17 protein-coding genes are annotated in these 19,826 nt (G+C 56.3%); 7 read left to right on the top strand and 10 right to left on the bottom strand.

Annotated features, from left to right (window positions below; translation table 11 throughout):
* Positions 1-8: 8 nt before the first annotated feature.
* The 7 genes from hisC (at position 9) to ATI14_RS29455 (ending at position 6,967) form a co-directional block, all read left to right on the top strand.
* Positions 9-1,121, top strand: a complete 1,113-nt coding sequence (hisC, locus tag ATI14_RS29485; RefSeq protein ID WP_016971483.1) for a histidinol-phosphate transaminase — start codon at positions 9-11, stop codon at positions 1,119-1,121.
* Between the two features lie 28 nt (positions 1,122-1,149).
* Positions 1,150-3,360: a bifunctional prephenate dehydrogenase/3-phosphoshikimate 1-carboxyvinyltransferase gene (locus ATI14_RS29480; RefSeq protein ID WP_031319817.1), complete on the top strand. Its 2,211-nt coding sequence runs from the start codon at positions 1,150-1,152 to the stop codon at positions 3,358-3,360.
* Complete coding sequence (gene cmk / locus ATI14_RS29475; protein ID WP_016971485.1) at positions 3,357-4,046, top strand: (d)CMP kinase; 690 nt, start codon at positions 3,357-3,359, stop codon at positions 4,044-4,046. Before ATI14_RS29480 ends, cmk begins: the two co-directional genes overlap by 4 nt.
* 120 nt (positions 4,047-4,166) lie before the next feature.
* Positions 4,167-5,855: a 30S ribosomal protein S1 gene (rpsA, locus tag ATI14_RS29470; protein WP_016971486.1), complete on the top strand. Its 1,689-nt coding sequence runs from the start codon at positions 4,167-4,169 to the stop codon at positions 5,853-5,855.
* Between the two features lie 158 nt (positions 5,856-6,013).
* Complete coding sequence (locus ATI14_RS29465; protein WP_016971487.1) at positions 6,014-6,295, top strand: hypothetical protein; 282 nt, start codon at positions 6,014-6,016, stop codon at positions 6,293-6,295.
* Between the two features lie 129 nt (positions 6,296-6,424).
* The gene (gene ihfB / locus ATI14_RS29460) at positions 6,425-6,718 is read left to right on the top strand and encodes an integration host factor subunit beta (RefSeq protein ID WP_003172657.1); all 294 of its coding nucleotides are present in this window, start codon (positions 6,425-6,427) and stop codon (positions 6,716-6,718) included.
* A 21-nt stretch (positions 6,719-6,739) separates the two neighbouring features.
* The gene (locus ATI14_RS29455) at positions 6,740-6,967 is read left to right on the top strand and encodes a LapA family protein (RefSeq protein WP_016971488.1); all 228 of its coding nucleotides are present in this window, start codon (positions 6,740-6,742) and stop codon (positions 6,965-6,967) included.
* A gap of 59 nt (positions 6,968-7,026) precedes the next feature.
* Here ATI14_RS29455 and ATI14_RS29450 read toward each other — a convergent pair whose 3' ends face one another.
* The 10 genes from ATI14_RS29450 to wecB form a co-directional block, all read right to left on the bottom strand.
* Complete coding sequence (locus ATI14_RS29450; protein WP_031319818.1) at positions 7,027-8,043, bottom strand: MraY family glycosyltransferase; 1,017 nt, start codon at positions 8,041-8,043, stop codon at positions 7,027-7,029.
* Positions 8,040-8,999 carry a UDP-glucose 4-epimerase family protein gene (locus ATI14_RS29445; RefSeq protein WP_031319819.1) on the bottom strand — a complete coding sequence of 320 codons (960 nt, stop codon included), beginning with the start codon at positions 8,997-8,999 and terminating at the stop codon, positions 8,040-8,042. Before ATI14_RS29445 ends, ATI14_RS29450 begins: the two co-directional genes overlap by 4 nt.
* Positions 9,000-9,001: 2 nt before the next feature.
* On the bottom strand, positions 9,002-10,180 hold the full coding sequence (locus ATI14_RS29440; RefSeq protein ID WP_016971491.1) for a glycosyltransferase family 4 protein: 1,179 nt from the start codon (positions 10,178-10,180) through the stop codon (positions 9,002-9,004).
* Between the two features lie 7 nt (positions 10,181-10,187).
* On the bottom strand, positions 10,188-11,834 hold the full coding sequence (locus ATI14_RS29435; protein WP_080520015.1) for a heparinase II/III family protein: 1,647 nt from the start codon (positions 11,832-11,834) through the stop codon (positions 10,188-10,190).
* Positions 11,835-11,885: 51 nt separating this feature from the next.
* Positions 11,886-13,724, bottom strand: a complete 1,839-nt coding sequence (gene asnB / locus ATI14_RS29430) for an asparagine synthase (glutamine-hydrolyzing) (protein ID WP_016970520.1) — start codon at positions 13,722-13,724, stop codon at positions 11,886-11,888.
* Positions 13,724-15,451: an O-antigen ligase family protein gene (locus ATI14_RS29425; RefSeq protein ID WP_016970519.1), complete on the bottom strand. Its 1,728-nt coding sequence runs from the start codon at positions 15,449-15,451 to the stop codon at positions 13,724-13,726. The genes asnB and ATI14_RS29425 overlap by 1 nt, the downstream gene beginning before the upstream one ends.
* Before the next feature lie 21 nt (positions 15,452-15,472).
* On the bottom strand, positions 15,473-15,934 hold the full coding sequence (locus ATI14_RS29420) for a serine O-acetyltransferase (RefSeq protein ID WP_031319682.1): 462 nt from the start codon (positions 15,932-15,934) through the stop codon (positions 15,473-15,475).
* Positions 15,935-15,936: 2 nt separating this feature from the next.
* Positions 15,937-17,181 (bottom strand): hypothetical protein, encoded by a 1,245-nt coding sequence (locus tag ATI14_RS29415; protein ID WP_016970517.1) that lies wholly within the window; start codon positions 17,179-17,181, stop codon positions 15,937-15,939.
* Between the two features lie 127 nt (positions 17,182-17,308).
* Positions 17,309-18,583 (bottom strand): UDP-N-acetyl-D-mannosamine dehydrogenase, encoded by a 1,275-nt coding sequence (wecC, locus tag ATI14_RS29410; RefSeq protein ID WP_016970516.1) that lies wholly within the window; start codon positions 18,581-18,583, stop codon positions 17,309-17,311.
* Positions 18,580-19,719 (bottom strand): non-hydrolyzing UDP-N-acetylglucosamine 2-epimerase, encoded by a 1,140-nt coding sequence (gene wecB / locus ATI14_RS29405; RefSeq protein WP_031319681.1) that lies wholly within the window; start codon positions 19,717-19,719, stop codon positions 18,580-18,582. The genes wecC and wecB overlap by 4 nt, the downstream gene beginning before the upstream one ends.
* Positions 19,720-19,826 lie beyond the last annotated feature (107 nt).

Below are 19,826 nucleotides of genomic sequence, written 5' to 3'. Positions count from 1 at the left end.
GCTTTAACATGAGTGGCAATTTCCTCGCCCTGGCACAGCCGGGCGTGCAACAACTGTCGCCTTACGTCCCGGGCAAGCCTGTGGACGAGCTGGCGCGCGAGTTGAATCTGGACCCGGCGAACATCGTCAAGTTGGCCAGTAACGAAAACCCGCTGGGCCCGAGCCCAAAAGTGTTGGCGGCGATCCGTGAAGAGTTGGCCGAGCTGACCCGTTATCCGGATGGCAATGGCTTTGCGCTCAAGACCCTGCTGGCTGAAAAGTGCCGGGTCGAGCTGAATCAGGTCACCCTGGGCAATGGCTCCAATGACATTCTTGAACTGGTCGGCCGTGCGTACCTGGCGCCGGGCTTGAATGCGGTGTTCAGCGAGCACGCGTTTGCGGTCTATCCGATTGTGACCCAGGCGGTCGGCGCTGATGCGCGCGTTGTGCCTGCGAAGGATTGGGGGCACGATCTGCCGGCCATGCTGGCGGCTATCGACGCCCAGACCCGTGTGGTCTTTATCGCCAATCCGAATAACCCGACCGGTACCTGGTTCGACGCGCAAGCGCTGAGCGACTTCCTGCAAGACGTGCCGGAGCAGGTGCTGGTTGTGCTGGACGAGGCCTACATTGAGTACGCCGAAGGCAGTGATTTGCCGAACGGCCTGGATTTCCTGGCGGCGTACCCGAACCTGCTGGTTTCACGCACGTTCTCCAAGGCCTATGGCCTGGCATCGCTGCGCGTCGGTTATGGCCTGTCTACGGCGGTGGTCGCCGATGTGCTGAACCGCGTACGCCAGCCGTTCAACGTCAACAGCCTTGCCCTGGCGGCGGCCTGTGCGGCGGTGAAGGATGCCGAGTACCTGGAAGAAGGTCGTCGCATTAACGAAACCGGCATGCTGCAGTTGCAGGAAGGCTTCCGTGAGCTGGGGCTGGGCTGGATCCCGTCCAAGGGCAACTTCATTTGTGTGGATCTCGGCCGAGTGGCGGCCCCGGTGTTCCAGGGCCTGTTGCGCGAAGGCGTGATCGTGCGCCCGACCGCCAACTACGGCATGCCGAACCACTTGCGCATCACCATTGGCTTGCCGGCGGAAAACGCCCGCTTCCTGGAGGCGCTGGCCAAGGTTCTGGCCCGTGGTTGATGTCACCGCTTTGCAACCTGCTGTGCCTATGATCGGTCGCCTGGTGGTGGTCGGTCTCGGGTTGATCGGTGGATCCTTCGCCAAAGGCCTGCGTGAAAGCGGGCTGTGCGGCGAAGTGGTCGGTGTGGACCTGGACCCGCAATCGCGCAGGCTGGCGGTTGAGTTGGGCGTGGTTGATCGCTGTGAGGTGGACCTGGCGCTTGCGTGTCAGGGCGCGGATGTGATCCAGCTTGCCGTGCCGATTCTGGCCATGGAGAAAATGCTGGCCTTGCTGGCGGATATGAACCTCGGTCAGGCAATTCTGACGGATGTGGGCAGCGCCAAGGGCAATGTGGTGCGTGCGGCTAAAGAAGCATTTGGCGGCATGCCTGCGCGGTTTGTGCCGGGCCATCCGATTGCCGGCTCCGAGCAGAGTGGGGTGGAAGCCTCCAACGCGCAGTTGTTCCGTCGCCATAAAGTGATTCTGACGCCGCTGGAGCAGACTGACCCGGCAGCGCTGGCGGTGGTCGATCGTCTCTGGCGGGCGTTGGGCGCGGATGTGGAGCACATGCAGGTCGAGCGCCACGATGAAGTGTTGGCGGCGACCAGTCATTTGCCACATTTGCTGGCGTTTGGTCTGGTGGACTCACTGGCCAAGCGCAACGAAAACCTCGACATCTTCCGTTACGCGGCCGGTGGCTTCCGTGATTTCACGCGGATTGCCGGCAGCGATCCGGTGATGTGGCACGACATCTTCCTGGCTAACCGCGAGGCGGTGTTGCGCACCCTGGACACCTTCCGCAGTGACCTCGACGCCTTGCGCGACGCGGTTGATGCCGGGGATGGCCATCAATTATTGGGCGTGTTCACCCGTGCGCGGGTGGCGCGTGAGCATTTCAGCAAGATCCTGGCGCGCCGGGCCTATATGGAAACTGCCGTGAACGCCGATGAGTTGACCTTTCTCGCCGAACCGGGTGGCCGCTTGAGCGGAAGCATTCGGGTGCCGGGTGACAAGTCGATCTCCCATCGGTCGATCATGCTGGGTTCGCTGGCTGAAGGGGTGACCGAAGTCGACGGTTTCCTTGAGGGCGAGGACGCCCTGGCGACGTTGCAGGCGTTTCGCGACATGGGCGTGGTGATTGAAGGGCCGCACCATGGGCGTGTGACGATTCACGGTGTGGGCCTGAATGGGTTGAAACCGGCGCCGGGGCCTATTTATCTGGGGAACTCCGGTACGTCGATGCGCTTGCTGTCCGGCTTGTTGGCGGCACAGAGCTTCGACAGCGTGCTGACCGGCGATGCATCCCTCTCCAGGCGCCCGATGAGTCGCGTTGCCAAGCCCCTGCGTGAAATGGGGGCGCTGATCGAGACCGGGCCGGGAGGGCTTCCGCCGTTGACCATTCGAGGTGGTCAGACCCTGAAGGGCTTGACTTACGCGCTACCAATGGCCAGTGCACAGGTTAAATCCTGCCTGTTGCTCGCGGGCTTGTATGCCGAGGGTCAAACCTCGGTCACGGAGCCTGCGCCGACGCGTGACCACACCGAGCGGATGTTGCGTGGTTTCGGTCTCCCGGTTGCCGTGTGCGGCGCTACCGCTTCGGTTGAGTCGGGGCATGCCTTGATCGCGACCCGCATAGAAGTGCCGGGGGATATTTCATCTTCGGCGTTCTTCCTGGTGGCCGCTTCGATTGCCGAGGGTTCCGAGTTGTTGCTCGAGCATGTCGGCATCAACCCGACGCGTACCGGTGTGATCGAAATTCTGCGGCTGATGGGGGCTGACATTGCGGTGGAAAACCCGCGTGAAGTGGGGGGCGAACCGGTGGCGGATCTGCGTGTGCGTGCTGCGCCGCTCAAGGGCGTTGAAATTCCTGCAGCGCTGGTGCCGCTGGCTATCGACGAATTCCCCGTACTGTTCGTGGCGGCGGCCTGCGCCGAAGGGCGCACCGTGTTGCGGGGTGCAGAGGAGCTGCGCGTCAAAGAGTCCGATCGCATCCAGGTGATGGCCGACGGTCTGCTGGCGCTGGGCGTGAAGTGTGAACCGACACCTGATGGGATTATCATTGACGGTGGCCTGATCGGCGGTGGCGAGGTGCATGCTCACGGTGATCACCGGATTGCCATGGCGTTCAGCGTAGCTTCCCTGCGAGCTACAGCGCCGATTCGTATTCGTGACTGCGCCAATGTCGCTACGTCTTTTCCGAACTTTCTTACACTGTGTGCCCAAGTCGGCATCCGTGTTGCCCAAGAGGCTCAATTGTGAATATCAAAGCACCGGTGATTACCATCGACGGGCCAAGCGGCTCGGGCAAAGGCACGATCGCCGGCATCCTGGCCAAGCGCCTGGGCTGGTGCCTGCTGGATTCCGGCGCGCTGTATCGGCTGCTGGCATTTGCCGCGCGCAACCATGGCGTCGACCTGACCAACGAAGAATCCCTGAAATTGCTGGCGGCGCATCTGGATGTGCAGTTCGTCGGGGCGACGGAAGGTCATCCACAGCGCATCATCCTTGAAGGCGATGACGTGACGGACGATTTGCGTAATGAACAGGTCGGCTCCTGGGCTTCTCAGGTGGCTGCGTTGCCGGCGGTACGTGACGCGCTGCTGCAGCGTCAGCGGGCTTTTCAGGAGCCGCCGGGGTTGGTGGCAGATGGCCGCGACATGGGAACTGTCGTGTTTCCGGATGCGCCGTTGAAGATTTTCCTGACCGCCAGCGCCGAGGAGCGGGCTCGCCGCCGCTACTTGCAGTTGAAGGGCAAAGTCGATGGTGTTAGTCTGTCGAGTCTGCTAGATGAGATCCGTGCACGCGACGAGCGTGATACCCAGCGCGCAGTGGCCCCGCTCAAACCGGCGGCTGATGCCATACAGCTGGATTCCACGGAGCTGTCCATCGAGCAGGTGCTGGAACGCATCTTGAGTGAAATCGCCATTCGCGATATTGCCGGGTGATCAAGAAGGCCGCAGGGGACCAGTCATAGTCCTGCGGTGGCTTCTTTTAACTGAAACTGACCCACACCGTCTGGGGTGTGGAGATGGGCGTATTCTTCGCCCTTATCAACAGGAATTAAAATGAGCGAAAGCTTTGCGGAACTCTTTGAAGAAAGCCTAAAAACCCTGAACCTTCAGGCTGGCTCCATCATCACCGGTGTTATCGTTGATATCGATTACCAAGCTCGCTGGGTAACCGTTCACGCTGGTCTGAAGTCTGAAGCTCTGATCCCGCTGGAACAGTTCTACAACGATGCTGGCGACCTGACTATCAATGTCGGTGACGAAGTTCACGTTGCTCTGGACTCGGTTGAAGACGGTTTCGGTGAAACCAAGCTGTCCCGTGAAAAAGCCAAGCGCGCTGAATGCTGGATTGTTCTCGAAGCGGCCTTCGCAGCTGAAGAAGTGGTCAAGGGCGTTATCAACGGTAAGGTTAAAGGCGGCTTCACTGTCGACGTTAACGGCATCCGTGCGTTCCTGCCAGGTTCTTTGGTCGACGTTCGTCCAGTGCGCGACACCACGCACCTGGAAGGCAAGGAACTCGAATTCAAGGTCATCAAACTCGACCAGAAGCGCAACAACGTTGTCGTTTCCCGTCGCAGCGTCCTGGAAGCAGAAAACTCCGCCGAGCGTGAAGCTCTGCTGGAATCCCTGCAGGAAGGTCAACAAGTCAAAGGTATCGTCAAAAACCTCACCGACTACGGCGCATTCGTCGACCTGGGTGGCGTGGATGGCCTGCTGCACATTACCGACATGGCTTGGAAGCGTATCAAGCATCCTTCCGAAATCGTCAATGTTGGCGACGAGATCGATGTCAAGGTTCTGAAATACGATCGCGAGCGCAACCGTGTTTCCCTGGGCCTGAAGCAACTGGGTGAAGATCCATGGGTTGCTATCAAAGCCCGTTACCCGGAAAGCACTCGCGTTACCGCGCGTGTTACCAACCTGACCGACTACGGCTGCTTCGCTGAGCTGGAAGAAGGCGTTGAAGGCCTGGTACACGTTTCCGAAATGGACTGGACCAACAAAAACATCCACCCTTCGAAAGTCGTACAAGTCGGCGACGAAGTGGAAGTTATGGTTCTGGACATCGACGAAGAGCGTCGTCGTATCTCCCTGGGCATCAAGCAGTGCAAATCCAACCCATGGGAAGATTTCTCTGGCCAGTTCAACAAGGGCGATAAAATCTCCGGCACCATCAAGTCGATCACCGATTTCGGTATCTTCATTGGTCTGGACGGCGGCATCGACGGCCTGGTTCACCTGTCCGACATCTCCTGGAACGAAGTTGGCGAAGAAGCTGTTCGTCGTTTCAAGAAGGGCGACGAGCTGGACACCGTTATCCTGTCGGTTGACCCAGAGCGTGAGCGTATCTCCCTGGGCATCAAGCAACTGGAAAGCGATCCGTTCTCCGAGTACGTTCAGGACAACGACAAAGGCGCAATCGTTAAGGGCACTGTGAAAGAAGTTGACGCCAAAGGCGCCATCATCACTCTGGCCGACGATATCGAAGCGACTCTGAAAGCCTCCGAAATCAGCCGTGACCGCGTTGAAGACGCGCGTAACGTTCTGAAAGAAGGCCAGGAAGTAGAAGCCAAGATCATCAGCGTTGACCGCAAGAGCCGCGTAATCCAACTCTCCATCAAGTCGAAAGATGATGCTGAAGAGAAAGAAGCAATCCAGAGCCTGAAATCCGCTCCGGAAGCTGCTGCTCCAGGCGAGACCACTATGGCCTCCCTGCTGCGCGAAGCAATGGCCAAGCAGAACTAAGTTCTGTAAAGCTGTAAAAAGGGCGACTTCGGTCGCCCTTTTTTGTGCCCGAAATTCGTTGAATCAACTATTGAGAACCAGTGGTGCGGCCCAGTGTCAGAAGTAACTATAGTTTCAAGACACGTTTTTCCGGAATCATCGTCTCAATAAGGATGTGAATGAACAGGGTCATTGTAGTTCTCATAATGTTAATGCTTGCCGGGTGTTCCACCAGCGCCAAGACTCACGCCAGGCATGGCGTCAGCGGTGTTGAGATCGATTGCTCGGGGTTGGGTTCCAACTGGAGCAAGTGTGAAAAGCGCGCTGCTCGTGAATGTAAAATGCAGGGCTATAAGGTTGTAACCCGGTCCAGTGATGCAAAGGATGAGGAGGGTGATTATTTGTTTGGCTGGAACCCTGCTGGTGCCATTACCCGAACAATGCTGGTGATCTGTAATTGAAGGGGCGGGTGATTTTGCTGCGATAAGCCCGACAGCAGATAAGTTAATTCATGGGCTGTTCAAATTCATCCAGTCATGCTAAAACCTTCGAAGCGCTTTTCCTAGCTGCTTGAAAAAGAAGGGAAAAATATGACGAAGTCGGAGTTGATCGAACGAATTGTCACCCATCAAGGGCTGCTCTCCTCCAAGGATGTTGAGCTGGCTATCAAGACCATGCTTGAGCAAATGTCCCAGTGCCTGGCCACCGGAGATCGTATTGAGATCCGCGGGTTTGGCAGCTTTTCTCTGCACTACCGTGCGCCTCGTGTAGGGCGCAACCCGAAGACCGGCCAGTCGGTCAGCCTCGACGGTAAGTTTGTACCGCATTTCAAGCCGGGCAAAGAGTTGCGGGACCGGGTAAACGAGGATGAAGACGAGGTTTGATACTCGTAAAAGGAGACAGTCATGAGCAGCTTGAAGCGCGTCATTACTCTGTTGATATTGCTGGTGCTGTTTGTGGGCGTCGTAGCATTTCTGCTTGAAAACCAGCAAGCGGTGGCCTTGCAGTTTCTCGGCTGGGCTGCGCCGGAGCTGCCAGTGTCCGTTTTTGTAGTGCTTGCATTGCTGATCGGAATGATCGTAGGCCCACTGATGGCTTGGGTAGCCCGGGCCCGACGCAAGACTCTGGTTTAACCTGCCCGCTTTGTTTGCGGGCGAAGGGGAGGCGAAAAACCACCACCCCTTTTGCTCGGTCAGCTCGGCTCTTTGGCTCCGGACTTGAACTTCATGGCCAGCGCTATCAGTGGTAGATAGGCCACCACCAACCCGACTACGCCATCCACCGTGCCATTGCCCACCAGCAGAGCAATTGGCAGCAGCCAGCAAATGTTGATCGCCAGGACCGCAAGGGTAACCGGCACATGTTTGCCGAACTGACGGGAAGCGAACTGATAGGCGTGGCTGCGATGGGCTTCATACACTTTGTCGCCCCTCAGCAAGCGGCGCAGCAAGGTCCATGTCGCGTCAGTGATAAACACGCCGAGCAAAATCAGCCAGCTCCACAAAAGCTGTGGCGCGGCCCAGGCGGCCTGCAGCGACAGTACCCCCAGCGTAACCCCCAGGAACCCACTGCCAGCATCGCCCATGAAGATACGCGCCTTGGGGAAGTTCCAATACAGAAAGCCCGCGACTGCAAACCCCAGCAACAAGGGCGCCAGTGCAATCTGCTCGTGGCCTGTGAGCCAGTACAGCAATGCGCTGCCCAGGCACACGCAAATAGCCTCCACGCTGGCTATTCCATCGATGCCATCCATGAAGTTGTAGAGATTCAGCAGCCAAACGAGATAGACCGCTGCCAGAAAATGCCCCGCCCAGCCCAGGTCTACGGTCAGTCCGATGAACGTCAGCGGCGGCAGGCCCGAGATCCAGAAGAGCGCCCAGGCAGCGGCGATGAAGTGCCCGAGCAGGCGCCAGCGTGCACTGATGTGGCCATGGTCGTCCAGAAAGCCCAACACGGCGATGCCAGCTCCTGCGCCGAATAGCGCCCATGTGAGCGGCCAGGCAATCAACCCCAGGCTGGCACTCAACAACAGTGCCAGCAAAAAGCTGATGACGATCGAGACGCCGCCCCCTCTAGGGGTCGGTACGACATGGGAGCTGCGAGCATTGGGGATGTCGATCAGGCTTCGAGACAGTGCGTAACGACGCAAGCCACCGGTTAAAACAAGTGCGACGATCGTCACCGCGGGTAATAGCCACCACATATTCATTTACTTTGCAGTTCCAAAAAGTGTTTTCCAGTCTTGCGCAGTGCTTCGTCCACACTGCTCGTGGGTGCCCAGCCCAACACGTCGCGTGTCTTGCCGATATCGACCTGCAAGGACCCGCATAGCCGCTGAGCGAGTGCTCCGCGTCCCAACGCGCTTGCGCCGGTTTCCAGCACCCAGCTCGGTACGGGCAGCAGGCGCGCAGGCTTGTTCAGGGCGGTTGCCATCCGGCGCAGCAGCATCGTGGTCGAAAGATCTTCGCCATCACTGACCAGGAACGTTTGATTCGCGGCGCCAGGGTGCTCGGTGCACGTCACGATCAAATCAACAAGGTTATCCAGAGCGACAAGGCTGCGGCGGTTGTTCACAGCGCCAAAGGGCAGGGGCAGGCCTTTATGCAGCCAGCGCATCATGTTGAGAAAATTGGCTTGAACACCTGGCCCGTAGACTAATACCGGGCGAATGATCACCACCTCCATACCGGTTTCCGACGACAACGCCCGCAGGCCCTGTTCGGCTTCTTTCTTGGAAACGCCGTAGGGGTCGGTAGGGGCTGTGGGCCCGTCGGCCGTATAGGGTGCGCCGGCGGTTGTGCTTTCCCCGTTCACCTTGATCGAGCTTATAAAAATAAAGCGTTTAACGCCGGCAGCGGCAGCCTGGCGGGCAAGGTTGAGCGTGCCTTCAACGTTGACCCGTCGATATTCGGCAAGTGGGTCGGTAGACGCGTCACTCATGACATGCACTCGCGCCGCCAAGTGGATCACCAGCTGTTGCCCTTTTAGCACCGCCTGCCAATCCTGCTTAGGGGACAAGTCGCCCACAAGGCCCTGTTTGACGCGTGGATCCAGATCAGCTTTGAGTACCCGCATTGCGGCGGTTACCTGGTGTTGTCGTTCAAGCAGTGGCGCGATTAAACCGCTACCGACAAAACCACTGGCTCCCGTCAGGAGGGTTTGAATCATCAAGGCGTCCTCGTGAGTGAAAGTACATCTTTCGACATTTCACGCATGATACGACCACGCGCAAAACGTTCGACAAAGGCATGGCGTGGGCGCGTCACAATATTCAGTGTGTTGAAGGCCTGGCAACCAGCGTTTGCATCACAGGGGTCAAACACGGCGGCGTTTTCGATGTGCTCGGATACGAAGCTGGCTGCATAACCCGAGATGCCGGCCCAGATCGGTTTGCCCAAGGCTGCATACTCAAATACTTTCGACGGCAGGACTTTGCGAAACGCATCGTAGTCATTCAGGTGCAGGAAAAGCACATCCGCCGACCGGTAAGCCTCGATCAATTGATCGCGCTTGACCGGTTTCAACAGTTCGACATTGGTACAGCCATGGGCGGCAATGGCGTCCCGCAGCTGACCTATTCGGCCTCCATCGCCGATCACTTTGAACCGCAACTTCCCTTCAAGCTGTTTGGCAAGCTGAGGAATGATGTTGTGCAGCCCTTGGCCTTCGCCGATGTTCCCGGCATACACGACTTCCAGGACAGAATCCGGTGCGGTGCTGTCTCCGACCACCTGCGTGTCAAGGAACTCGTCATCAATGCCGTTTGTATAGGTCGAATATTGTTGAGCGGGGTAGCGTGATTTGAAGTAAGGAAGAAAGCCTTCGGAAACCAGGTTGACCTTTTTCGCCGAGTTAATCGTGAAGCGCTCAATCACTGACAGGGTCGGTTTAAGTAGCCAGACCATTTTCCTGGACAGTACGTCCTTGATGGTGTCGACAAAAATATCGCGTATATCCAGGTAGAGCGGAACACGTTTGCGGCGTGCGATCAGTGCCCCCAATGCCGCAGTCATCAGGCGCGATGAAGTTGCGTAGATAAGGTCGTAGTGCTGCTCTCGCACGATGTTGCGCGCAGCTTTGGCGTAAACCAGAAACGCTTTGGCTTGATCAACCATGCCGCTCTTGTGGGCGGGCAATGCGACGCGACGAATTGTCAGGCGCGGGTGTTCATCAAGTTCCGGGGCTTCGCTGCTGAACGAGCTGTAGCGATTTGGCAGGGTAGTGATCAATTCGATATGGGCATCTGCCGGCAGTTGCTCTAAAAGCGCTTGCACCAATGCCGTGGTTCGAAACGAGCCGGCTGACAGGTCTGGCTGGTAATAAAAGCTTAAAATTAAAAGTTTCACGTACGCCTCACCAGGTTATGCGGGTGGTCAGTCTGTCTGTCGACATTTCAGCGACGATGCACTGATTGGAAACAGATGTGCCGAATTCCGGATGCCATGTGGAAGACACCAGATTGATTTGGACCGCGCCCTCGAAGGTTGCGACTACGACTTGGCCGCCGGGCAGGGTGATATTCACCGAATTGCCCTGTTGAACCGCGTGTGTATCGGGGTGCAGAAATAGCCGGGACACGGCTCGATCGAACGGGCCTGAAAGGGAGTCCATAACCTGTAACTCACCGGCCTTGGCGACCCATTCGCGGCTGTGCACATTTTTCCCCGGCAGACGGCGATAGCCGTCATGACTGCCACGGACGTGCACAGTGTCACCACCTTGTTCGAGGTTACTCAAGGTTGCGCGGGCACGCCGCGCCACCCTGAAGCCTGCCCATACTTCGGAGGAGCTTTGGTCATTGACTTCTACGGTGTTGTGCGCAGCGGTACTGCGTTGGCGGTGACGCTCGGCGTCTTCACCGTACTGCGAGGTTCCGGAGTTGACGAACACGCGGTGGCCAAACAGGCTGAGTTCGAAACTGAGCGTGTCCGCGTGGGCGTGACCGGGTTGATAAGCGGGGGCTATTTGCGCGATGTTCAGCAGCGCCTTGCATTGATCACCCCAGTTGATCGACACATAGCCACTGTCGGCGTGGTGTTGGGCGGCAATCCTCTCATTGACGGGCGAGGCAGTCGTCGGAAGGCATCCCAGCTCCAGCGCGTACTTTTCAATATCAAGCAGCGTCGGCGCAATGCCGAATGCCGAGTCATTGAAGAATGGAATGCCGCCATCCGGATGCTGGAGGCTGCGCAGCCAGCCCAGGCCTTTCTCTATCACGCGTTTCCACTCGTTCTGACGAGTGTTCAGCGCCGGCAGTTCGCTGTGGCTGGCCAGGTTCAGCAGGTCGCACATATCCCACAGCAGGGAGGCGTGGTACATGGGCGAGAGTTCATAGTGCGCCCCGTCCGCAAGAAACTGTTCCTTGACCTGTGCATCGAGGATCTTCAGCCCCTTCGACAGCCAGCGGTCAGCCTGCACGCCTTCCAGAAAACTGCCGGCAAATACCAGCGCCTTGGCATTGACGAACAAATGGTTGGCGAGGATGTGATATTCGACCTGTTCGGACAGTGCGTGTGTTTGCGTTGCCAGACTGTCCAGCCAATGAGGCTCCAGAGACGGTTGCGCCTGCAGCCACTTGATCAGGTTCACGATACGCAAGGAGAGCGTATACGGTTCCCAGCCGCATCCTTTGAAGGCCGGGTTGTTGGCGATCCAGCTGTTTATCAGCCGCCGATCGAAGTCTGCGGATGCCGAGGTCGAGGAGGCCAAGTGATCCAGGTAATGCAGGTTGTATTGCCAGATTTTAGGCCGCGTTTCATCGTGCCAATCAATCGGCGCCACCAGCCCCATGAACTCAAACTGTTCATCGACGTTGAAGGGGGATGGTTTCCAGCGAGGTGCTGTTGCCAGTGCTATGTGTGGACGCCGGTTAAAACCGCCGGCCGCAAAAGGCCGCACTTTGGCGAAGCGGTAGTACAGGCGATAGCCAATCTGCTTCGGCTGCAGCACTTTGATCGTGTGGTAGAGCCTGGTGACTCGGTGTATTAACGCAGTACTCATAAAAACCACTTAAAAAGGTGAAGAGTAGAAGGAATTTTTGACGCGTGATTTTTATGGAAAACTTAGTTTCAGCCAACGTTCGAAATACAGTACCTGCCACAATTTGTAAGTGTTGTTTACGCTGCCTGAAAAGTGGTCACTCACCAGCTTTTCCACTTCATTGCGCTGGACATAGGCGTAGATACGCTCGAACTCAGCGAGCAAGCGAGCTGAGCCTATTCCACGAATAATCCCATCCAGAGGCGGATTGAAGCCGGTTTTAGGTCGGTCGACCAACGCGGAAGGCAGCAGACTCTTCAGCAGGGTTTTGAGCGGGGCCTTGGGCGCGCCGCCTTTGAGCAAGTCTTCACTCGAAGTGGCAAGGCCGTTGGCCACCACGCGTTCATCCAGCAGGGGAACCCGCAGTTCGATGCTGGCCAGCATGCTCGCCTTGTCGGAGACGCTCAGGTTGTGGCTCAAAAAGCCGGTTTGGTCAAAGTGCTGTGCGCATTTGACTTTATCCGCGGCGTCACCGGTGTACTGAATCATTACGCTGGCCAAGCGGTGCTTGTAACTGCGCTCCAGCCCGTTGTAGTCGCGGAAAAAGCCCTTCAGCTCCTCGCGTGAGAAGTACCCCAGCATGCGCGAATACGCCAGGGGCCAATAGCTCTCCTGGGCATAGGACACCAATCGCGCAAACTTCTTGTCCAGCCGCTTTGGAAAAAGCTTGAGTTTAAGCAGTGCACTTAATGCCGGATAAAGCAGCCGAATCAGTGTGTGATGCTTTAATACGGTGTAGCGTGGGTATCCCGCAAATGCCTCATCTCCGCCCATCCCGCTGAGCATCACGGTGTAGCCACTTTTGCGAGCCTCGGTGGACAGCCTGTAAGTGGCCCAGAACGTGTAGTCAGAGACCAGTTCTTCGGTGTTGGCCGCTACAAAATCAATTGACTCGAAGGGATCTGTCTTTGAGTCAAGAATCTCGGTGACAACCAGCTTTTTGCCCAGGTGCTCAGCGATGCTGGCAGAAAACTTCATGTCCACGACGGAATCGTCCGTCGCGTCGTATTTCGCAAAAAACAGGTCAGCATCGCCGGTGAAGCTTGCAAGGATGCTGGAGTCCGCGCCGCCGCTGAAAAACACTCCGACCGGAACGTCCGCTTCCAGCTGGCGCGTCACTGCAGAGCGTACGTCGTCTGAAAGGTTTTGCCCGCTACGCAAGTTGGTCACGGTCTGGTAGCGCTGGGTGGTCATGTTGCCCGTCGCGAGGTCAAATTCCAGATAGTGGCCTGGCATCAGTTTCTTGATGGCGGCGTAACCCGTATTGGGCTCGTAGAGGAAACCGTTATTGAAGAACTCAAAGACATCCTGGTGATCAATGTCGGCCGTTACCTGGGAGAAGCATTTAAGCCCGCGAATTTCCGAGCAGGCATAAATGCCATCGGCGCCGGAGTAGCAATACACCGGCTTGATGCCCACAACATCCCTCACCAGGAATGTTCGCTGGCGGGGTTCATCAAGTATGACCAGCGTGAACATCCCTTCAAGCATGGCGAAGGCTTGCTCTTGGTGCTCTACATATAATTGCAGGATGACTTCAGTGTCCGAAGTGCCTTTGAACATATAGCCTTTTTTGACCAGTTGCTCGCGCAGTGCGTGATGATTAAACACTTCACCATTGAACACGATGCTGACGCCGTTACCGGCGAACATGGGCTGGCTGCCGGCAGGAGACAAGTCCAGAATGCTGAGCCGGTTGTGACCAAGACCTACTTGATGGTCCGCGACGCTGGCGAAATAAGTGCCTGATGCATCCGGGCCCCGGTGACGAGTGACTTCCAGGCTTTTTTCCATTTGTACCGCAAGCCCGGGGACACCACTTTTAACTGCAAAAAAGCTGAGGCCGCACATTATACCGACGTCTCCTTGTTGTCTGTGACGAGCGTTCTTGTGGTGGCTGTGGCGGTGGGTACGTGCGCTGTATCTGCGCTTGTTGGCGCGGTTTTCATTTCGCGGCGGGAGTGTTGGTGCGCCAGCATTACGCCCCAGGCCGCAGCCAGCAGCAAATTGAATGAGATCAAGCGAAAGACCGCGAAAAACAAGCCATAGATCGCCAGGGTCATGACCGCTGTGCGAATCACTGCAAAGTGAGTCGGTTCAGATTTTATAGCGGTCAACCGGTACAGGATCGGTGCGCCCAATATAAGGGCGTAAATCAGCAGGCCCAGTACTCCGCCGACCATTAGCGTATACAGCGGCCAATTGTGTATGTACCCGACTGACTCGGTGAAGGAATGACCAGTGGATGTTTCCCAGCGCATCTCGTGTTTGACACCGATGCCGTTCCCGAATACGGGATGATTCTTGAACATGTCCCAGGCAATTTTGTATTCCTCTACCCGCGACGATACGTTGAAGTCCTTGTCTTTTTCCTTTTCCTTTTCTTTTACCTTTTCCGGTTCTCTTTCTTTTTCCTGTTCTTTTCTGTCGGCAGCCTGCGGCTTGTCCGCCGCCTTTTGTGGTGCAGTCTCTTTACCATCGGTGTTGCTGGACGAGGCAGGTTTCGCGGCGTCGGATTGGGTGTTAATGGTGGCGATAGACTCGATCGACGACGTCGCGATAGGCAATGCGGTTTGTGTCAGTTGGTTCAGGCGGCCGAGCCACACGTCTTGCATGCCGGTGCCAAAAATAAAGGCAATGGCGAAAACACCTTGAACGACAAGACTCGATAGCACTTTAAGCCGTAAGTGTTTGCGCGTGAAAAAGGTATAGAGCGAGAAGAGGCCGATAACAAAAAGCCCACTGATCAGCATGCTGCGTGTAAACGTGATCAGCACGGCGGCCATGCAGAGCAGCGACAGGAAGCTGCCTGCCAGTACCATCTTGCGTTTTGGCGTGCAAGTGCTGACGACATAACCGGCGACCATACCCAGCGGCAGTATCGCGTCGGTCGCCTGCGCCACCACCATCGTGATCCGGTCACGCATCGGGCCCAGTGCCTGGGCGTTGCGCAGCGCTTCTTCCTGATGAATCCTGACCGTTTCACCGTTGACCATGACGGTCCAGTAGGCGTGCCACAAATCGTGATAAAAGTAGTAGAAAACGATATAGCCGGCCGTCAGTAAGATCAGGGTTCCCATTGAGACACCGAGCCAGCGTATGTTGCCTTCCTCTCGGCCGACAAGGGTGCAGACGGGAATCAGGGTGTAGATAAACAGGAAGGGCACTACGCCCCTTATCCAGTCGGCCAGGGGAATATGTTGATGCATCGCTATTGCGAAGTTGAGCAGCAGAAAGCCCATGCCGACCAACAGTGGCGCGGCGAATAGGCGTATGGCCGATTTGAAGCCTTGGGCGCGGAGCAGTTTGATCAGTGCACTCAGAAACACCACCATCAGCAGCGCGGCAAATGCCATTTCCTGGATGCCCACGGACGGGGGGGCAGGTCGCAGGGCGAAGGCCAGCGGAAACAGAGCCAGCAACCCCAGCCACGGCGACATGATGGCAGTCAATACAAGCAAGGCGCTGCCGATAATGGCCAGGTAGAAAAGAGCGCCTTGATCCTGCATGAAAAAAATAGCGACGAGTGTTGCGGCTGTAATAGCAACGCTATTTTTTACGCCGTCATGGTTAGTCATTCCGTAACTCCAGTGTTCTTATCAAGGGCGTATGGCTTTGTAATCACTTGCGGTCTGTCCAATGACCCGGGCCGGAATGCCCACAACGATTGAGTTATCAGGGACGTCTTTCAAGACGACCGCCGAAGCGCCAATCTGGCAGTTGTTGCCGACGGTAATATCCCCAATGATTTTCGCGCCTGCCCCGATGTAGCAGTTGTCGCCGATCACCGGGCAACGGTTAATCTCGCTGGTGACGTAACCCTCTGCCGCGCCAATGGTGATGCTTTGCCCGAGGACGCAGCCGTCGCCGACTTTCGCATTCGCGTGAAGCACGACACCAATGGCGCCGTACGCGAAGATCGTGCCTTTCCCGAGCATTGCGGAGTTCGGAATGTACGAGTTGAACAACAGGAAAATTACATTTCGCACCAGACCCGGTAATACAGGGACTCGATGTCGGTACAGCCAATTACCTACTCGATATAGCTTTACTGCGTTCACGGTTAAAACCTCAACGTGCGTAAGTCGGCGGGTCGAAGCTGAAGGGCTCCTACAGCGATAATCATGAGCGAGCACATATAGAGCACTGCCCAGATCAGGCTGATGTCTGTCAAAAAGATGGCAAGGGGCGAAAGTAACGCGACCCAGAAAACGACCGGCAACTTAATGCCTGGGCGACAGGCCACATGCAAAAACAGCAGGTACGCAGAAAACCCTATGGCGTAGAACAACTGCGCCTGTTTCAGGTCTTGAACGAACAGCAGCATGCCCGCTATGGACAGTGGGGCGATGACAAGGTTCGTCACGATAACTTTGCGGTGCAGGCCACAGGCCACCAGATAGCGTTCCGTGACCACTGCCCAGTAAAGCACCGGCAAGCAGGGCAGCATCACCAGGTAGGCTGAATACTGAGGGAACAGCCAGACCGCCACATAGGCGGATAAACCGACCAGCGCGAAGTAGAAAATAGCGATGGATGTGATGATTCGGTATTGCTCCTGGCGTTGCCCGCCCGAAACAAAAGAGACAAAGACCGCACGGACATTGACGGGAAACAGGCTGGTCGCGGATTGGATGATCGAGACAATCACCCTGAACAGCCCAAGATCGCGCACCGGTAAACTCTTTGAAAGAATGAACGGCAGGATGTTGGTGAAAAGATTGAACACCAGGGTGATGGATACCATTCTCGGCAATAACAGCAACACCCGGTGGCACGTCAGCAACAACTGTTTGCCCATGGGGAGTTTCGCACCGTTGAAAAACAGTACGACCACCGCATACAGGCACGGAATCAAATTGGTCAATATCAGTATGTCGACGATGCTCAGCGGCCATACGCTCAGGTAGCTGAGGAGCAGCGCTGTGAAGAAAACGCAAAGAAATATGATCAGGTAGCCCACGATCCAGCGCTGCAAGCGCAAGCTGAACATCGAGAGCAGGCAGGCCGAGCTCAAGAGCATGACCCCCAACAAGAGTGGGTTGCCGATGTAATCAATCAGGTTCACCGCGTTAAACAGTAAAAAGATCAACGTGGCCATAAACAATGAAGTGACCAGCGTATATTCAGCTTCCACACTGGCAATCAATTGTTCATTAACAATGTCCAAGAGCTTTTGGAATAAAAAAACCAGTACGTTGGCCTTGATGAACGTGCCATACGCTTCAAGGCCGTAGAGGCCTGGAATCACAAAGTTAACCACCAGGCCACTGAAGAGTGTGAGTACCTGGATCAGCAGATTGATCATGCTAGAACCTTTTCAACTTCATCGTGGCAAATACAATTGCATGACCATCCAACAATCGTTATCACCCCCGTTATACAAAAAATCGACGCGATACTCACGAATCGCGCCGATTTGCCAACAGGGTTTGTCAGGCTTTGCTTGCCCAGACACCGCGCGTGTCGATAACTTTGAGTGAAGACAGGCGTGCGCCTGGAATTTGCTTGAACACGCTGTGATCAACCAGCAAAACAACGACATCTGCCGATGACAGCGCGTGCTCAACGTCGCTCAGGGTCGTGATGCCTTCCAGGCGAGCAGGCAACTGCTCAATGTTCGGCTCGACCGCCAGAACGGTACCTGGATGGGAGTTGGCAATGTGTACGGCGATGTCCACGGACGGGCTTTCGCGCAGGTCGTCAATATCCGGCTTGAACGCGAGCCCCAGGCAGGCGACCGTCACATCCCTGGATGTTTTCGACGGGTTTTCCTGCAGGAATTGGCCAATGGCCAGTTGAACCTGATCCAGCACCCACTTTGGCTTGCTGTCATTCACTTCGCGGGCCGTGCGGATCAGGCGCGCCTGATCGGGCGTTTTGCTGACGATGAACCAAGGGTCGACAGCAATGCAGTGGCCGCCCACACCTGGCCCAGGCTGCAAGATATTGACGCGGGGATGATGGTTGGCGAGGCGTATCAATTCCCACACGTTAATGTCGAGTTTGTCGCAGATAATCGACAACTCGTTTGCAAACGCAATGTTCACATCGCGGAAGCTGTTTTCGGTGAGTTTGCACATCTCGGCGGTGCGCGCATTGGTGATGATGCATTCACCTTCAACGAAGGTTTTGTACAGGTCTCGTGCAGCCTCGGAGCATTTGCTGGTCAGCCCGCCGATGATGCGGTCGTTTTCAATCAGTTCACGCAGCACATGGCCTGGCAGCACGCGCTCCGGGCAATGCGCGATGCGAATGTCCGATTCTGTGCCATGGGTTTGCGGGAAGGTCAGGTCAGGGCGGGCAGCGGCCAGCCATGCGGACATTTGTTCGGTTGCGCCGACCGGCGAGGTCGATTCGAGAATGACCAGGTCGCCTTTTTTCAATACCGGGGCGATGGCATGGCTGGCCGATTCGATATAAGAAAGGTCGGGTTCATGATCGCCCTTGAAGGGAGTGGGGACGGCAATCAGAAACGCGTCGGCCGGTTCCGCGACGGTCGTTGCGCGCAAATAACCTTCCGTTACCGCTGCACGCACAACAATGTCCAGGTCCGGCTCAATGATGTGAATCTCGCCGCGATTGATGGTCGCTACCGCTTTGGGGTTAACGTCGACACCGATCACTTTTTTCTTGCGTGCAGCGAAAACTGCTGCCGTTGGAAGTCCGATATAGCCGAGGCCGATAACAGAAACAGTTTCAAAACTCATGAATTAGCCTTCTTGATTCGTGACAGTGCATCGAGAATCCGCGCGGATGCTTTTCCGTCACCATAGGGATTGTGGGCGAAGCTCATTTGACGGTAAGCGTCAGCATCAGTCAGCAGGAGCCGTAATTCGGTGGTGATGACATCAATCTCGGTCCCGACCAGTTTTACGGTGCCTGCTTCGACCGCTTCGGGACGCTCAGTGGTGTCACGCATAACCAGTACAGGTTTACCCAAAGACGGCGCTTCTTCCTGAATGCCACCTGAATCACTCAGAATCAGATAAGAGCGATCCATCAGGTAGACAAACGGCAGATAGTCCAGAGGTTCAATCAGGTGGACGTTATCGATGCCGACCAACAGCCGGTTGACGGGTTCGCGCACATTGGGATTGAGGTGAACAGGGTAGACAATTTCAACATCCGGGAATTCTTTCGCGGTATTGATCAGTGCCTGACAGATGTTTTCAAAGCCCCCCCCAAAGCTTTCGCGGCGATGGCCGGTGACGAGGATCACTCGCTTGCCTTCGCCCAAAAATGAAAATTGTTGGAGAAATTGCTGTTTCAGCGTCGGGCTGGTCTTGATTCGTTCGACGACATCCAGCAATGCATCGATGACGGTGTTGCCGGTGACATGAATGCTCTGGGGGTTGACGCCTTCCCTCAGGAGGTTCTGCTTCGAGGTGTCTGTCGGTGCAAAGTGCAGTGCGGCGAGGGCGCCAGTCAGCTTGCGGTTTGCTTCCTCGGGCCACGGTGAGTACAGGTTGCCCGTGCGCAGGCCGGCTTCAACATGAGCGACCGGAATCTGGTGATAGTAGGCCGCCAGGGTCGTCGCGAATGTCGTCGCCGTATCGCCATGAACCAGAACGATGTCGGGCTTGAACGTGGCGAAAACCGCCCGCATTCCCTGCAGGATGGCGCAGGTGACGTCCGTCAGGTCCTGGCCGGACTTCATGATGTTCAAATCAAAGTCGGGAGAGATGTCGAACAGCTTGAGCACTTGATCGAGCATTTCCCGATGCTGGCCGGTTACGCAGACCTTGGCGTCGAACCGCTCATCTTGCGCAAGGCTTAGCGCCAGTGGGGCCATTTTGATTGCTTCAGGACGCGTGCCAAAGACACACAAGGTTTTCAAAGTCATCGCAATACCGCTGCTAAAATAAGGTTCACCGCACGCTTACGACATCATCCGCGGATTAAAGGCATTCATTTTTGATGCATTTTCGCGCCTGTATTGCCCACCAACGG

Source organism: Pseudomonas tolaasii NCPPB 2192 (assembly GCF_002813445.1).
GTDB classification, from domain to species: domain Bacteria; phylum Pseudomonadota; class Gammaproteobacteria; order Pseudomonadales; family Pseudomonadaceae; genus Aquipseudomonas; species Aquipseudomonas tolaasii.
Note: the sequence above shows the minus strand (reverse complement) of the source record. Positions and strands in the feature narration are given on the sequence as shown.

Excerpts from the sequence above, each read along its gene's own strand:
- hisC (WP_016971483.1), top strand. The coding sequence starts at position 9 with ATGAGTGGCAATTTCCTCGCCCTGGCACAGCCGGGCGTGCAACAACTG.
- ATI14_RS29480 (WP_031319817.1), top strand. The coding sequence starts at position 1,150 with ATGATCGGTCGCCTGGTGGTGGTCGGTCTCGGGTTGATCGGTGGATCC.
- rpsA (WP_016971486.1), top strand. The coding sequence starts at position 4,167 with ATGAGCGAAAGCTTTGCGGAACTCTTTGAAGAAAGCCTAAAAACCCTG.
- ATI14_RS29465 (WP_016971487.1), top strand. The coding sequence starts at position 6,014 with ATGAACAGGGTCATTGTAGTTCTCATAATGTTAATGCTTGCCGGGTGT.
- ihfB (WP_003172657.1), top strand. The coding sequence starts at position 6,425 with ATGACGAAGTCGGAGTTGATCGAACGAATTGTCACCCATCAAGGGCTG.
- ATI14_RS29455 (WP_016971488.1), top strand. The coding sequence starts at position 6,740 with ATGAGCAGCTTGAAGCGCGTCATTACTCTGTTGATATTGCTGGTGCTG.
- ATI14_RS29450 (WP_031319818.1), bottom strand. The coding sequence starts at position 8,043 with ATGAATATGTGGTGGCTATTACCCGCGGTGACGATCGTCGCACTTGTT.
- ATI14_RS29435 (WP_080520015.1), bottom strand. The coding sequence starts at position 11,834 with ATGAGTACTGCGTTAATACACCGAGTCACCAGGCTCTACCACACGATC.
- asnB (WP_016970520.1), bottom strand. The coding sequence starts at position 13,724 with ATGTGCGGCCTCAGCTTTTTTGCAGTTAAAAGTGGTGTCCCCGGGCTT.
- ATI14_RS29425 (WP_016970519.1), bottom strand. The coding sequence starts at position 15,451 with ATGACTAACCATGACGGCGTAAAAAATAGCGTTGCTATTACAGCCGCA.
- ATI14_RS29415 (WP_016970517.1), bottom strand. The coding sequence starts at position 17,181 with ATGATCAATCTGCTGATCCAGGTACTCACACTCTTCAGTGGCCTGGTG.
- wecC (WP_016970516.1), bottom strand. The coding sequence starts at position 18,583 with ATGAGTTTTGAAACTGTTTCTGTTATCGGCCTCGGCTATATCGGACTT.
- wecB (WP_031319681.1), bottom strand. The coding sequence starts at position 19,719 with ATGACTTTGAAAACCTTGTGTGTCTTTGGCACGCGTCCTGAAGCAATC.